Genomic DNA, 14,444 nt, shown 5'->3' with positions numbered 1-14,444 from the left:
GCTGGTTTTCAGGGGTCCTGGTCACGGGAAGTACACGGTGAGACGCCTTTGAAGTGCGGCATTCGGACCGTGTACGGTCCGCATCGCCATCCAAGGCGATCACTCATGAGGAGTCCGGTTGGGTGTCGATTGAGTAACAGACCTTGATGTGAGGCAAAATCTCCGCCTCGGGTCGGGCACAAGTCCGGCCTCTCACGCGTTACGTGCGCTGGAGACACCCGCAGATACCCAGAGGGGGAGAGCGACCATGGCAACTGATTACGACACTCCACGCAAGACCGACGACGATGTCGACTCGGACAGCCTCGAAGAGCTGAAGGCAAGGCGGAACGACAAGTCCGCCTCGGCCGTCGACGTCGACGAGTTCGAGGCCGCGGAAGGCCTCGAACTTCCCGGCGCCGACCTCTCGAACGAGGAACTGGCCGTCCGTGTACTTCCGAAGCAGCAGGACGAGTTCACCTGCATGAGCTGCTTCCTGGTGCACCACCGCAGCCAGCTGGCCCGGGAGAAGAACGGCCAGCCGATCTGCCGCGACTGCGACTGAGGCGGGGTCGGCCGTGACTGGCTCGACCCCTCCCTGGAAGCGCCGCTTCTCCCGACGGGAAGCGGACCAAGGACCGTCCGACGGTCCCTACAGCGCGAATGACGACGAGCGGGGCCCGACCGATACGGGGACGGCCTCGCTCGAATCAGTGGTCGACCGGGGTGACCTGCCGGCGACCGCGCAGGCGCCGGCGCCCGCTGCCCGGCGACGGGCGGCGGCGTTCCGGCACAAGGCCGGACAGGGGGTCCGCAACGGAGGCCGGCGTGCCAGGGCCGCCCTGGCACATCTCGCGGACCGGATCATCGATCTGGCCCCGCGCGTGCCCGTACGGGACCTGGCGAAGCTCCGCGGGCAGTTCCCGGGTCTCGGACCCGAGGAGCTCGCCGACCGGCTCGTGGCGGGCGCCGCCAAAGGCACGGCGACCGTCGGAGCGGGAGTCGGCGCGGCGGCGATGATGCCCGTGCCGCCCGCGATGCCCACCGAACTGGCCGCCGAGATCACCGGCGTGGCGGCGATCGAGCTCAAGATGATCGCCGAGCTCCACGAGGTCTACGGCGTGCGTCCGCCCGGCGGTCTCGCGCAGCGCAGCACCGCGTACCTGAATTCCTGGTCGGACGAGCGCGGCGTCGACGTGTCCAAGCCCTCGAGCCTCGGCTCGGCGATGAACAGCCACATGAAGCGCCAACTGCGCCAGCAGATCATGAAGCGGATGGTGCGTGACCTGCCGAACCTGATGCCGTTCATGGTGGGCGCGGCGGTGGGTGCCGTCATGAACCGCCGCGACACCAGAAAGCTGGCCGCCAGAATCAGGGCGGACCTGCGCAAGCAACAGGTGCCGTGGAGCGCCCTCGGCGAACTGCCCGCGCTGGACGGACCGCAGGACGCGCTGGACATGGGCGCCCTCACGAAGGAACTCGGCGGCGCCGAGGAGAGCGGCCGCCGCCCCGGCAGGGACGGCGGCCGCTGATCCCGCGTGTGCGCTACGCCGCCGCGGCCTTCGCCGCCGTCAGGGCCTCCACCAGCCGCTCCGGCTCGCGGGTCGACAGATACAGGTACGGAGTCGGGTCCTCCGGATCCGTGACCATCACGCGAACGGCCCTCGGGATGTAGGCGCGCAGCAGCAGGAAGGCGCGGACATCGGCCTTGTGGGTGCGCCAGGCACGGGCTTCCGCAGGGTCGAGGATCTCCGCCTCGCCCAGGGCCGAGAGCGGCACCTTCGCCTCGCCCGCGATCAGCGAGTCGCCCACGACGCGGATACGGACCGCGCCGTACGAACTGGCCACCACCGCGGCCACGGCCGTCCCGCCGGCCAGGCCGCCCAGCATCGGCAGCGTGCCGAAGGGCAGCAGGACGAGGGCGAAGGAGACCCCCACCAGGAAGGAGCCCAGCCACCAGGAGCGGGGCGCGGTGAGGCGTTCTTCGTACGGGGCGGTGGAGAGCTGCATGGAACAAGCTTGGCACGGTATCGGAGTTCGGCCGGCGCGCGGGTAAGGTCTGCGCCTGTGAGTGGTACTTCCCCAGGTCTTCAGCCCCCCGCCGACGCCGTGAAACCCGTACGGCACCCCGACGCGCCCGCCCCCGGCGAGCTGCTCGGCGCGCACTACGGCCAGTGCTTCGGCTGTGGCGGCGACCAGCCCCACGGACTTCACCTCCAGGCACGGGCGGGCGAAGGCGTGTCGATCACCGCCGAGTTCACCGTGCGGCCCGCCCACCAGGGCGCACCCGGCCTGGCCCACGGCGGCGTGCTGGCCAGCGCCCTGGACGAGACCCTCGGCTCGCTCAACTGGCTGCTGCGCACGATCGCGGTGACCGGACGGCTGGAGACGGATTTTCTGCGGCCGGTGCCCGTCGACACGACGCTGTACCTGCAGGCCGAGGTGACGGCACTGGCAGGCCGGAAGATCTATTCCACCGCCACCGGCCGGATCGGCGGCCCCGACGGGCCCGTGGCCGTCCGCGCCGACGCCCTCTTCATCGAGGTCAAGATCGATCACTTCGTCGACCACGGTCGCGAGGAGGAGATCCGCGCCGCCATGGACGACCCCGACCGGATCCGCCGCACCCGCGCCTTCGAGGTGAACCCGTGAGCGGCCCGAGCCCCGCGGATCAGCAGCCCAGGCCGGAACTCGATGTCCTGATCCGCCGAGTCGACCCCGACGTGCCGCTTCCGGCGTACGCCCAGCCCGGCGACGCGGGAGCCGACCTGCGCACCACCGTCGGCTGCGAACTCGAGCCCGGCGAGCGGGCCGTTCTGCCCACGGGCGTGTCTGTGGCGCTCCCGGAGGGGTACGCGGCCTTCGTGCACCCACGTTCCGGGCTGGCCGCCCGCTGCGGTGTCGCCCTCGTGAATGCCCCGGGGACGATTGATGCCGGGTACCGTGGGGAGATCAAGGTGATCGTGGTGAATCTCGACCCGCGCGAGGCGGTGCGGTTCGAGCGCTTCGACCGGATTGCCCAACTGGTCGTCCAGCAGGTCGAGAGGGTCCGCTTCCGCGAGGTCGCGGAGCTTCCCGGCTCGGCGCGGGCCGAAGGGGGCTTCGGGTCCACCGGCGGTCACGCCGAGACGGACCGTGCAAGCGGCACAAGCGGCACAAGCGGTCAGGTCGCCGAGGGCGGCCCGACGGGTGGGAATCGATACGCTTCGGTCGTATCCGACCGGGAAGGACAGTGACGTGTTCGGACGTCGCAAGAACAGGGATGCCGCCGAGGACGCGGCCGGCGAGGCCGAGCAGGTCGTCGACAGCGTCGACAGCGAGGCGGGCGACAGGGGCGAGCGAGTGCGGCTCGAGCCCGAACCGCGGCCCGACGGGCCCTGGGACAGCACCGAGGTCCGCGACCCGGCCGAGGGCCGGGTGGACCTGGGCGGCCTGTTCGTACCCGGAGTCGACGGCATGGAACTGCGGGTGGAGGTCGCGGGCGACGCGATCGTCGCCGCGACCGTCGTGCTGCGCGACAGCGCCATCCAGCTGCAGGGCTTCGCGGCGCCCAAGCGCGAGGGAATCTGGGGCGAGGTGCGCGAGGAGATCGGCTCCGGCATCACCCAGCAGGGCGGCATCATCGACGAGGTCGAGGGCCCGCTGGGCTGGGAGCTGCGGGCGCAGGTCCCGGTGCAGCTGCCGGACGGCACGGGCGGCTTCCAGGTCGTGCGGTTCGTCGGCGTGGACGGCCCTCGCTGGTTCCTGCGCGGAGTGATCTCGGGCCAGGGCGCGGTGCAGCCGCAGGCCGCCGGTCTGCTGGAGCAGATCTTCCGGGACACGGTCGTGGTCCGCGGCGACGGCCCGATGGCCCCCCGCGACCCGATCGTCCTCAAGCTGCCGAACGACGCGCAGATGGTCCCCGAGGGTGTCCAGCAGGAGGAGGGCTCGCGCTTCGCCGGCGGCATGGGCCAGCTCCAGCGCGGACCGGAGATCACCGAGGTCCGGTAGGCCAGGACTCCGCACGGTTTTTCCGTACGCGCGTTTTTCCGTACGCGCGCGAGCCTCCGCACGCGCGCGGGAAGGGCCGCGTCCCCTGGAAATCGCGCAGGGGACGCGGCCCTTCCGCCATGCCCGGCCCCGTGAACGGCACGGGCTCCGCTCACGGTCGGGGCGGCCGGGGACGCCCCGATGCCGTCCATGCGCTGGGGGAGTGTGAGGCCCGCGGTCGAGCGGTGACGGCAATGGCGGGACGTCACGGCCGCGGACGTCAGAGTTCCGTCAAAGAGGGCTCCCGACCCGTCCCCTGCCCCCATTTGTCGGGATTGCTGGCCGTAGGGTCGACGCTGCGCACTCAGCGGTGACCGGAAGACAATGAGGCCATGGGACGCGGCAAGCTTCGGATCTACCTCGGCGCGGCGCCGGGCGTCGGCAAGACGTACGCGATGCTGTCCGAGGCGCACCGACGCACGGAGCGGGGAACCGACTGCGTCGTGGCCTTCGTGGAGCACCACGGCAGGTCGCGTACCGAGGTACTGCTGCACGGCCTGGAACAGGTACCGCGCCGGGAGCTGGCGCACCGCGGCGCGCTCTTCACCGAGCTGGACCTGGACGCGGTGCTGGCCCGGGCCCCCAGGGTGGCCCTGGTGGACGAGCTGGCTCACACCAACGTCCCCGGCGCCCGCAACGCCAAGCGGTGGCAGGACGTCGAGGAGATGCTGGCCGCCGGCATCGACGTCGTGTCGACCGTCAACATCCAGCACCTGGAGTCACTCGGCGACGTCGTCGAGTCGATCACCGGGGTGCGGCAGCGGGAGACGGTGCCGGACGAGGTGGTGCGGCGCGCGGACCAGATCGAACTGGTGGACATGTCGCCGCAGGCGCTGCGCCGCCGCATGGCCCACGGCAACATCTACCAGCCGGACAAGGTCGACGCGGCCCTGTCCAACTACTTCCGCCCCGGCAACCTCACCGCACTGCGGGAACTGGCCCTGCTGTGGGTCGCGGACCGGGTCGACGAGTACCTCCAGCAGTACCGCAGCGAGCACCGCGTCTCCAGGATCTGGGGCTCGCGCGAGCGCATCGTGGTCGGTCTGACCGGCGGTCCCGAGGGCCGGACGCTGATACGGCGGGCCGCGCGCCTCGCCGAGAAGGGCGCCGGCGGCGAGGTGCTGGCCGTGTACATAGCCCGCAGCGACGGCCTGACCTCGGCCTCTCCGAAGGAGCTGGCGGTGCAGCGCACCCTGGTGGAGGACCTCGGCGGGACCTTCCATCACGTGCTCGGCGAGGACATACCGGCCGCGCTGCTCGACTTCGCGCGCGGCGTCAACGCCACCCAGATCGTCCTCGGCTCCTCGCGCCGCAAGGCCTGGCAGTACGTCTTCGGCCCCGGTGTCGGCGCCACGGTCGCCCGCGAGTCGGGCTCCGACCTGGACGTCCACATCGTGACCCATGAGGAGGTCGCCAAGGGGCGCGGGCTGCCGGTGGCCAGAGGCGCGCGGCTCGGGCGCTCCCGGATCGTCTGGGGCTGGGTCGCGGGCCTCGGTGGACCGGTGCTGCTGACACTGGTGCTGAACACCGTTCACCTGGGACTCGCCAACGACGTCCTGTTCTACCTGGCGTTGACGGTGGCCGCTGCCCTGCTCGGCGGGCTGTACCCGGCGCTGGCCTCGGCCGCGGTCGGGTCCCTGCTGCTGAACTGGTTCTTCACGCCCCCGGTCAACCGGATCACCATCGCCGACCCGAGGAACATCCTTGCGCTGGCCATATTCGTGGGCGTCGCGCTCTCCGTGGCCTCGGTCGTCGACGTCGCGGCCCGCCGCACCCACCAGGCCGCCCGGCTGCGTGCCGAGTCCGAGATCCTCTCCTTCCTCGCGGGCAACGTCCTGCGCGGCGAGACCAGCCTGGAGGCACTGCTGGAACGGGTCCGCGAGACCTTCGGCATGGAGTCGGCCGCCCTCCTGGAACGGGAGGACGACGTGTCGCCCTGGACCTGCGCCGGCCGGGCCGGGGCGGGCCCGCCGGTCGGGCGTCCCGAGGACGCGGACGTGGACATGCCGGTCGGGGACCACATGGCCCTCGCGCTGACCGGCCGCGTCCTGCCGGCCGAGGACCGCCGGGTACTGGCCGCCTTCGCCGCCCAGGCCGCCGTGGTCCTGGACCGGCGACGCCTGCGCGAGGAGGCCGACCGGGCCCGCGCGCTGGCCGAGGGCAACCGCATCCGTACGGCACTGCTGGCCGCCGTCAGCCACGACCTCCGCACGCCGCTCGCCGGGATCAAGGCGGCGGTCACGAGCCTGAGGTCCGACGACGTGGAATGGTCCGAGGAGGACCGGGCGGAACTCCTGGAAGGCATCGAGGAGGGCGCCGACCGCCTCGACCACCTCGTGGGCAACCTGCTCGACATGTCCCGCCTCCAGACCGGCACGGTCACGCCGCTGATCCGGGAGATCGACGTCGACGAGGTGGTGCCGATGGCGCTCGGCGGGGTGCCCGAGGGGAGCGCCGAACTGGACATCCCCGAGACGCTGCCCATGGTCGCCGTCGACGCGGGGCTCCTGGAGCGGTCGATGGCCAACCTGGTCGAGAACGCCGTCAAGTACAGCCCCGCCGGCCGCACCGTCCTGGTCGCCGCCAGCGCCCTCGCGGACCGTGTCGAGGTGCGGGTCGTCGACCGGGGGCCGGGGGTGCCGGACGAGGCCAAGGACCGTATCTTCGAGCCCTTCCAGCGTTACGGGGATGTCCCGCGCGGGGCGGGAGTGGGGCTCGGCCTGGCCGTGGCCCGGGGCTTCGCCGAGGCGATGGGCGGCACCCTGAACGCCGAGGACACCCCCGGCGGCGGCCTCACCATGGTGCTCACGCTCCGCGCGGCGGGACCCCCCGGAGCCGCTGCACCGCTCTCCGCTGCACCGCACTCCGCGGCACCGCACGCTGCGGCACCGCTCTCCGAGACAGCAGAAAGGCAGGCCGCCCGATGACCCGGGTGCTCGTGATCGACGACGAACCGCAGATCGTGCGTGCCCTCGTGATCAATCTCAAGGCACGGCACTACGAGGTCGACGCCGCCCACGACGGTGCCACCGCGCTCCAGCTCGCGGCCGCACGCCACCCCGACGTGGTGGTGCTGGACCTCGGCCTGCCCGACATGGACGGCGTGGAGGTGATCAGGGGCCTGCGCGGCTGGACCCGGGTGCCGATCCTGGTGCTGTCCGCCCGGCACTCCTCCGACGAGAAGGTGGAGGCACTCGACGCGGGCGCCGACGACTACGTCACCAAGCCCTTCGGCATGGACGAACTGCTGGCCCGGCTGCGCGCCGCCGTCCGCCGGGCCGAGCCGGTCCCGGGCGGCGAGGACGACGTGGTCGTGGACACCGCGGAGTTCACCGTCGACCTGGCCGCGAAGAAGGTGCACCGGGGTGGGAAGGACGTACGGCTCACTCCCACCGAGTGGCATCTGCTGGAGGTGCTGGTGCGCAACACCGGACGCCTGGTCAGTCAGAAGCAGCTGTTGCGGGAGGTGTGGGGGCCGTCGTACGGGACGGAGACGAACTACCTGCGGGTCTACATGGCGCAGCTGCGCCGCAAGCTGGAGGCGGACCCCGCGCACCCGCGGCACTTCATCACGGAGCCGGGCATGGGGTACCGCTTCGAGAAGTGAGCCTCGCGATACCGGCCCGGAGAGGGTGTCTGGCTGTCGGCGCGCCCCGGTACGCTTCAGATATGAGTGCTGCTCCGCGTTCCGACAAGCCGATGGGCCGGTTCCGGCGCATGTTCGACCGGCTGTCCTCGTCGCAGGAGGACCTGGAGTCCGAGGAACTGCGCGAGGACGCCGACACCGCCGGCTGCACCCGCATCTGCGACTGCCAGGACCGGCAGATCGTCTCGGTTACTGGTACCTTGCGCACGGTCACCCTGCGACCGCGTGCGGGCGTCCCGGCCCTGGAGGCCGAGCTGTTCGACGGTTCCGCCGCCCTGGACGTGGTGTGGCTGGGCAGACGCTCGATCGTGGGCATAGAGCCGGGGCGCAAGCTCATCGCATCGGGCCGGATCTCCATGAGCCGGGGCCGCCGGGTGCTCTTCAACCCGAAATACGAACTGAGACCCCTCGGACGGGAGTAGCCGGTGACGTCGCTCGACAAGCCGACCGAAGACCCCCAAGACACGGAAGCCGACGACGCCCGGGCGGTGACGGAGGCCGCGCTGTTCGAAGCGTTCGGCGGCGTGCGGGGCCTGGTCGAGACGGTGCTGCCGGGTCTGCTCTTCGTCACCATCTTCACGCTCAACAACGACCTGCGCATGTCGGCGATCGCGGCGCTGGCCGTGTCGCTGGTGCTGGTCGTGGTCCGGCTGGTGATGAAGGACACCGTCAAGCACGCCTTCAGCGGGGTCTTCGGCGTCGCCTTCGGCGTGGTCTTCGCGATGATGACCGACAACGCCAAGAACTTCTACCTGCCGGGCATGCTCTACACCCTGGGCCTGGCCATGGCGTACATCGTCACCTCGCTGGCCGGAGTGCCGCTGATCGGCCTGATCCTCGGCCCGGTCTTCAAGGAGAACCTCTCCTGGCGCACCCGCAACCCGGGCCGGAAGAAGGCGTACACCAAGGCCAGCTACGCCTGGGGCCTGATCCTGCTCGGCAAGAGCGCGATCCTCTTCCCGCTGTACTGGTGGGCCGACACCGAGCAGCTCGGCTGGGTCCTGGTCACCCTGAAGATCCCCCCGTTCCTGCTCGCAGTCTGGCTGACCTGGGTGTTCCTGGCGAAGGCGCCGGCCCCCATCGACGTGTTCGCGGAGATGGAGGCGGCCGAGAAGGCCGAGGAGGAGAAGGCCGAGCGCGACAAGGCCGAGCGCGAGGCCCGGGACGGCGAAGCCGTGGACTCCGCACGCGGCGGCAGGCACCGCAAAGACTGACGGCATAGAACTGACGGCTCAGGACTGACGGCATAGAACTGACGGCTCAGGACTGACGGCATACGTCGGTGGGGGCGCCCGGAGATCTCCGGGCGCCCCCACCGACGTATCGCGGGCCCTGCCCCGACTCAGCGAACGGCGTCGGTCCGCCGGGCCGACAGCAGGTCCTCCAGCTGTTCCTCACGGGCCTGCGCCGCCACGAACAGCAGCTCGTCGCCCGCCTCCAGGGAGTCCTCCGGGGACGGGGTCAGCACCCGGGTGCCGCGGATGATCGTGACCAGCGAGGTGTCCTCGGGCCACTCCACGTCGCCGACCTGGATGCCTGCCAGCGTCGACTCCTCCGGCAGCGTCAGTTCCACCAGGTTGGCGTCGCCGTGGCTGAAGCGCAGCAGCCGGACCAGGTCGCCGACGCTCACCGCCTCCTCGACCAGGGCCGACATCAGCCGCGGGGTGGAGACGGCGACGTCCACGCCCCAGGACTCGTTGAACAGCCACTCGTTCTTCGGGTTGTTCACCCGGGCGACGACGCGCGGAACGCCGTACTCCGTCTTGGCGAGCAGGGAGACGACCAGGTTGACCTTGTCGTCACCCGTCGCGGCGATGACGACGTTGCAGCGCTGCAGCGCCGCCTCGTCCAGGGACGTGATCTCGCACGCGTCGGCGAGCAGCCACTCCGCCATCGGAACGCGCTCGACCGAGATGGCGGTCGGTGCCTTGTCGATGAGCAGGACCTCGTGGCCGTTCTCCAGCAGCTCGCCCGCGATCGAGCGGCCGACCGCACCGGCTCCGGCAATGGCGACCCTCATCAGTGACCGGCCTCCTCTTCGGGACCCTTGGCGAACGCCGCCTCGACCTTGTGGACCTCGTCGGTGCGCATCGTCACATGCACCAGGTCACCCTCCTGCAACACCGTCTGCGAGGACGGCAGTATGGCCTCCCCGAGCCGGGTGAGGAACGCCACCCGCACACCCGTCTCCTCCTGGAGTCTGCTGATCTTGTGGCCGACCCAGGACGCCGAGGTGTGCACCTCGGCGAGCTGGACGCCGCCGGTGGGATCGCGCCACAGCGGCTCGGCGCCCGAGGGGAGCAGTCGGCGCAGCATCTGGTCGGCCGTCCAGCGGACGGTGGCGACCGTGGGGATACCCAGGCGCTGGTAGACCTCCGCACGGCGAGGGTCGTAGATACGGGCGGCGACGTTCTCCACGCCGAACATCTCGCGGGCCACGCGGGCGGCGATGATGTTCGAGTTGTCACCGCTGGAGACCGCGGCGAAGGCGCCTGCCTCTTCGATGCCGGCTTCGCGCAGGGTGTCCTGGTCGAAACCGACGCCGGTGACCCTTCGGCCCCCGAACGTGGAACCGAGGCGACGGAAGGCGGTGGGGTCCTGGTCGATGACGGCGACCGTGTGCCCCTGCTGCTCCAGGGTCTGCGCGAGGGCGGAGCCCACGCGCCCGCAGCCCATGATGACGATGTGCATCGCCTCACACCCCGCTTTCCGCGGGCGCGCCGGCCTCTGTGGATGTCCTGCTCATGTCTCTCTTTCGGCTCGCCTGGCGACACGTCGCGGCCAGTGTCGGGGCCGCAGGGGACATCATGCCGGTGAGTACCGACGCTGACGCCTCTCGGGGCCCCGGGAAGCCCGGCCTCTCCCGTCCGCACCCAACGTAACGGCAAGCCTCCTGTGGCCGCAGGAGCCGTCTCACCCCCTGGCCGACGACCTCCGCCGGCCGATGCCGCGGATGCCGCCGCTGCCGCGGATGCCGGCGAGAGTGAGGATTCCGAGGCCGAGGAGCGTGACGGCGCCCCCGGTCAACTCCGCGCTCACGTGCAGGGGACCTCCACGGGCTGCGACGGCCGGCAAGCGGAACGGAACGGCGATCGGAAACGATGCTTGCCGTACGAGCAGCCAAGCAGGCAGCCATATGGGCACACCAACCCGGTAACCTGCGGAATCCTCAGCCGCGACACCCTTCGAATTCACCCGTGGAGCAGACGGCGGGCCGATGGGGGGTGGCGGGTGGGCGGGCGCCCGTTCGAAGGCTTACGATCCTCTGTTGTGTCCAAACTGACCGACGTGCCCAAGCGGATCCTGATCGGGCGCGCACTGCGCAGTGACCGGCTGGGGGAAACGCTCCTGCCGAAGCGCATCGCCCTCCCCGTCTTCGCCTCCGACCCGCTCTCCTCCGTGGCGTACGCGCCCGGCGAGGTGCTGCTGGTCCTGTCCGTCGCGGGCGTGTCGGCCTACCACTTCAGCCCCTGGATCGCCGTCGCGGTCGTCGTGCTGATGTTCACCGTGGTCGCCTCCTACCGGCAGAACGTGCACGCCTACCCGAGCGGCGGCGGCGACTACGAGGTCGCGAACACCAACCTCGGTCCCAAGGCCGGCCTGACGGTGGCCAGCGCGCTGCTGGTGGACTACGTCCTGACCGTCGCCGTCTCCATCTCCTCCGGCATCGAGAACCTCGGCTCCGCGATCCCCTTCGTCGTCGAGCACAAGGTCCTCTGCGCGTCGGCCGTGATCCTGCTGCTGACGCTGATGAACCTGCGCGGGGTCAGGGAGTCGGGCACCCTGTTCGCGATTCCGACGTACGTCTTCGTCGCGGGCGTCTTCATCATGATCGCGTGGGGTGCCTTCCGCGGCCTGGTGCTCGACGACACCATGCGCTCGCCGACGGCGGACTACGAGATCGAACCGGAACACGGCGGGCTGGCCGGCTTCGCCATCGTCTTCCTCCTCCTGCGGGCCTTCTCCTCCGGCTGTGCCGCGCTCACCGGCGTCGAGGCGATCTCCAACGGCGTCCCGGCCTTCCGCAGGCCCAAGTCGAAGAACGCGGGGAACACCCTCGCGATGATGGGCCTGCTCGCCGTCACCATGTTCTGCGGCATCATCGCGCTGGCCGCCGCGACCGACGTCCGCATGTCGGAGAACCCGGCCACCGACCTCTTCCACAACGGCGTCCCGCTCGGCGCGGACTACGTCCAGCACCCGGTGATCTCGCAGGTCGCCGAGGCGGTCTTCGGCGAGGGCAGCTTCCTGTTCGTCGTCCTGGCCGCCGCCACCGCCCTGGTCCTCTTCCTCGCCGCGAACACCGCGTACAACGGCTTCCCGCTGCTCGGCTCGATCCTCGCCCAGGACCGCTACCTGCCGCGCCAGCTGCACACCCGCGGCGACCGCCTGGCCTTCTCGAACGGCATCGTGCTCCTCGCCGGCGCGGCCATGCTCCTGGTCTTCGTCTACGACGCCGACTCCACCCGCCTGATCCAGCTCTACATCGTCGGAGTGTTCGTCTCCTTCACGCTCAGCCAGATCGGCATGGTCCGCCACTGGAACCGCCACCTGGCCACCGAGCGGGACCAGGCCAAGCGCCGCCGCATGATCCGCTCCCGCGCGATCAACACCTTCGGTGCCTTCTTCACCGGACTCGTCCTGGTCGTCGTCCTGGCCACGAAGTTCACGCACGGCGCCTGGGTCGCCCTCCTGGGCATGTGCATCTTCTTCGCGACGATGACGGCGATCCGCAAGCACTACGACCGCGTCGCCGAGGAGATCGCCGCCCCCGAGGACCCCGACGAGGCGCAGCCCGACGACATGGTGCGTCCCTCCCGCGTCCACTCGGTCGTCCTGATCTCCAAGATCCACCGCCCCACCCTGCGCGCCCTCGCCTACGCCAAGCTGATGCGCTCCGACACCCTGGAGGCGCTCAGCGTCAACGTCGACCCGGCGGAGACCAAGGCGCTGCGCGCGGAGTGGGAGCGGCGCGGCATCGCCGTACCGCTGAAGGTGCTGGACTCGCCGTACCGCGAGATCACGCGCCCGGTCATCGAGTACGTCAAGAGCCTGCGCAAGGAGTCCCCGCGCGACGCGGTCTCGGTCATCATCCCCGAGTACGTGGTCGGCCACTGGTACGAGCACCTGCTGCACAACCAGAGCGCGCTGCGTCTCAAGGGCCGTCTCCTCTTCACCCCCGGCGTCATGGTCACCTCCGTCCCCTACCAGCTCCAGTCCTCCGAGGCCGCCAAGCGCCGGGCCCGCAAGCGGCAGAACTGGAGCGCGCCCGGCGCGGTCCGGCGCGGTCCGGCACAGCACGGCCGGGCGAAGGACTCCTCGTCGTCGACGTAGACTGGACGGCTGCTGTCCTTTGTCGTACGCCTCACGGCGTCCGCCTCTTGATCGTCCGTCTCTTGCCACCCCGTTCTCTGGAGTCACCCCGCCATGCACGCAGAACCGAAGAAGTCGCAGGCGGAGTCCCAGGGCGTCTCCCTGGTGGGCCGGGAGTACGAGGTCGAGATCGGCCCCGTCGCCCACGGCGGCCACTGCATCGCCCGCACGTCCGAGGGCCAGGTGCTGTTCGTCCGGCACACGCTGCCCGGCGAGCGCGTCGTGGCCCGGGTCACGGAGGGCGAGGAGGGTGCCCGCTTCCTGCGCGCCGACGCGGTCGAGATCCTGGACGCCTCCAAGGACCGCATCGAGGCTCCTTGCCCCTTCGCCGGCCCCGGCCGCTGCGGGGGCTGCGACTGGCAGCACGCCAAGCCGGGAGCGCAGCGCCGCCTGAAGGGCGAGGTCGTCACCGAGCAGCTGAAGCGTCTCGCGGGCCTCACGCCCGAGGAGGCCGGCTGGGACGGCACGGTGATGCCTGCCGAGGGCGACAAGGTGCCCGCCGGCCAGGTCCCGTCGTGGCGCACGCGGGTGCAGTACGCGGTGGACGCCGAGGGCAACGCGGGCCTGCGCAAGCACCGCTCGCACGAGGTCGAACCGATCGACCACTGCATGATCGCCGCCGAGGGCGTCAGTGAACTGGGCATCGAGCAGCGGGACTGGACGGGCATGGAGTCCGTCGAGGCGATCGCGGCGAGCGGCTCGCAGGACCGGCAGGTCATCCTGACTCCCCGCCCGGGTGCGAGGCTCCCTCTCGTCGAACTGGACCGCCCCGTATCGGTCATGCGCGTCGACGAGAAGGACGGCGGCGTCCACCGCGTCCACGGCCGCCCCTTCGTCCGCGAGCGCGCGGACGACCGCACCTACCGGGTCGGCTCCGGCGGCTTCTGGCAGGTCCACCCCAAGGCCGCCGACACCCTGGTCCTCGCGGTCATGCAGGGCCTGCTCCCGCGCAAGGGCGACATGGCCCTCGACCTCTACTGCGGCGTCGGTCTCTTCGCCGGCGCACTGGCCGACCGGGTCGGCGACAAGGGCGCGGTCCTCGGCATCGAGTCCGGCAAGCGCGCGGTCGAGGACGCCCGGCACAACCTCGCCGGCTTCGACCGGGTCCGCATCGAACAGGGCAAGGTCGAGTCCGTCCTGCCGCGCACCGGGATCGACGAGGTCGACCTCATCGTCCTCGACCCCCCGCGCGCGGGCGCGGGCAAGAAGACCGTGCAGCACATGGCGTCGCTGGGCGCCCGGCGGATCGCCTACGTGGCCTGCGACCCGGCGGCGCTCGCCCGGGACCTGGCGTACTTCCGGGACGGGGGGTACCGGGTGCGGATGCTGCGGGTGTTCGATCTGTTTCCGATGACGCACCACGTGGAGTGTGTCGCCATCCTCGAACCGGCCGCGAAGGGCTCCTGACCTGCGGTTT

The 14,444-nt window shown here is 70.9% G+C and carries 15 protein-coding genes; 11 read left to right on the top strand and 4 right to left on the bottom strand.

Features of this window, described 5'->3' with window-relative positions; genetic code table 11:
* The first annotated feature begins 247 nt into the window (after positions 1–247).
* Positions 248–544, top strand: a complete 297-nt coding sequence (locus tag ABEA26_RS31190) for a DUF4193 domain-containing protein (RefSeq protein ID WP_003993510.1) — start codon at positions 248–250, stop codon at positions 542–544.
* Between the two features lie 13 nt (positions 545–557).
* The gene (locus ABEA26_RS31185) at positions 558–1,511 is read left to right on the top strand and encodes a hypothetical protein (protein WP_345596823.1); all 954 of its coding nucleotides are present in this window, start codon (positions 558–560) and stop codon (positions 1,509–1,511) included.
* A 13-nt stretch (positions 1,512–1,524) separates the two neighbouring features.
* Here the strand turns inward: ABEA26_RS31185 and ABEA26_RS31180 are convergent, their stop codons facing one another.
* The gene (locus tag ABEA26_RS31180; RefSeq protein ID WP_345596821.1) at positions 1,525–1,989 is read right to left on the bottom strand and encodes a DUF3093 domain-containing protein; all 465 of its coding nucleotides are present in this window, start codon (positions 1,987–1,989) and stop codon (positions 1,525–1,527) included.
* A 57-nt stretch (positions 1,990–2,046) separates the two neighbouring features.
* Here ABEA26_RS31180 and ABEA26_RS31175 point away from each other — a divergent pair, with 57 nt between their 5' ends.
* The 7 genes from ABEA26_RS31175 to ABEA26_RS31145 all read left to right on the top strand — a co-directional run bounded on the left by ABEA26_RS31175 (position 2,047) and on the right by ABEA26_RS31145 (position 8,868).
* Positions 2,047–2,631, top strand: a complete 585-nt coding sequence (locus tag ABEA26_RS31175; protein WP_345596818.1) for a PaaI family thioesterase — start codon at positions 2,047–2,049, stop codon at positions 2,629–2,631.
* A complete protein-coding gene (gene dut, locus ABEA26_RS31170; RefSeq protein ID WP_345596816.1) occupies positions 2,628–3,215 on the top strand; it encodes a dUTP diphosphatase in 588 nt (195 codons plus the stop codon). The genes ABEA26_RS31175 and dut overlap by 4 nt, the downstream gene beginning before the upstream one ends.
* A gap of 1 nt (position 3,216) precedes the next feature.
* Positions 3,217–3,969, top strand: coding sequence for a DUF3710 domain-containing protein (locus ABEA26_RS31165; RefSeq protein ID WP_345596814.1), 753 nt, complete (start codon positions 3,217–3,219; stop codon positions 3,967–3,969).
* A 371-nt stretch (positions 3,970–4,340) separates the two neighbouring features.
* Positions 4,341–6,935 carry an ATP-binding protein gene (locus ABEA26_RS31160; protein WP_345596813.1) on the top strand — a complete coding sequence of 865 codons (2,595 nt, stop codon included), beginning with the start codon at positions 4,341–4,343 and terminating at the stop codon, positions 6,933–6,935.
* Positions 6,932–7,615 carry a response regulator gene (locus ABEA26_RS31155; RefSeq protein ID WP_345596811.1) on the top strand — a complete coding sequence of 228 codons (684 nt, stop codon included), beginning with the start codon at positions 6,932–6,934 and terminating at the stop codon, positions 7,613–7,615. Before ABEA26_RS31160 ends, ABEA26_RS31155 begins: the two co-directional genes overlap by 4 nt.
* A 62-nt stretch (positions 7,616–7,677) precedes the next feature.
* A complete protein-coding gene (locus ABEA26_RS31150; RefSeq protein ID WP_279564688.1) occupies positions 7,678–8,076 on the top strand; it encodes an OB-fold nucleic acid binding domain-containing protein in 399 nt (132 codons plus the stop codon).
* 3 nt (positions 8,077–8,079) lie between these two features.
* Positions 8,080–8,868, top strand: a complete 789-nt coding sequence (locus ABEA26_RS31145; protein WP_345596810.1) for a DUF3159 domain-containing protein — start codon at positions 8,080–8,082, stop codon at positions 8,866–8,868.
* Between the two features lie 128 nt (positions 8,869–8,996).
* On the opposite strand, the gene ABEA26_RS31140 is transcribed toward ABEA26_RS31145, so the two are convergent.
* The 3 genes from ABEA26_RS31140 to ABEA26_RS31130 all read right to left on the bottom strand — a co-directional run bounded on the left by ABEA26_RS31140 (position 8,997) and on the right by ABEA26_RS31130 (position 10,693).
* On the bottom strand, positions 8,997–9,674 hold the full coding sequence (locus ABEA26_RS31140) for a potassium channel family protein (protein WP_345596808.1): 678 nt from the start codon (positions 9,672–9,674) through the stop codon (positions 8,997–8,999).
* Complete coding sequence (locus tag ABEA26_RS31135; RefSeq protein ID WP_345596806.1) at positions 9,674–10,345, bottom strand: potassium channel family protein; 672 nt, start codon at positions 10,343–10,345, stop codon at positions 9,674–9,676. The genes ABEA26_RS31140 and ABEA26_RS31135 overlap by 1 nt, the downstream gene beginning before the upstream one ends.
* 222 nt (positions 10,346–10,567) lie before the next feature.
* Positions 10,568–10,693 carry a hypothetical protein gene (locus tag ABEA26_RS31130; protein WP_345596805.1) on the bottom strand — a complete coding sequence of 42 codons (126 nt, stop codon included), beginning with the start codon at positions 10,691–10,693 and terminating at the stop codon, positions 10,568–10,570.
* A gap of 231 nt (positions 10,694–10,924) precedes the next feature.
* On the opposite strand from ABEA26_RS31130, the gene ABEA26_RS31125 reads away from it, so the two are divergent.
* Positions 10,925–12,988: an APC family permease gene (locus tag ABEA26_RS31125; RefSeq protein ID WP_345596804.1), complete on the top strand. Its 2,064-nt coding sequence runs from the start codon at positions 10,925–10,927 to the stop codon at positions 12,986–12,988.
* A gap of 93 nt (positions 12,989–13,081) precedes the next feature.
* Positions 13,082–14,434 (top strand): class I SAM-dependent RNA methyltransferase, encoded by a 1,353-nt coding sequence (locus ABEA26_RS31120; RefSeq protein ID WP_345596802.1) that lies wholly within the window; start codon positions 13,082–13,084, stop codon positions 14,432–14,434.
* Positions 14,435–14,444 lie beyond the last annotated feature (10 nt).

It is taken from the genome of Streptomyces marokkonensis, assembly GCF_039539045.1.
GTDB classification, from domain to species: Bacteria; Actinomycetota; Actinomycetes; order Streptomycetales; family Streptomycetaceae; genus Streptomyces; species Streptomyces marokkonensis.
The sequence above is the reverse complement of the archived record's forward strand: the minus strand, read 5'-3'. Positions and strand labels throughout refer to the sequence as shown.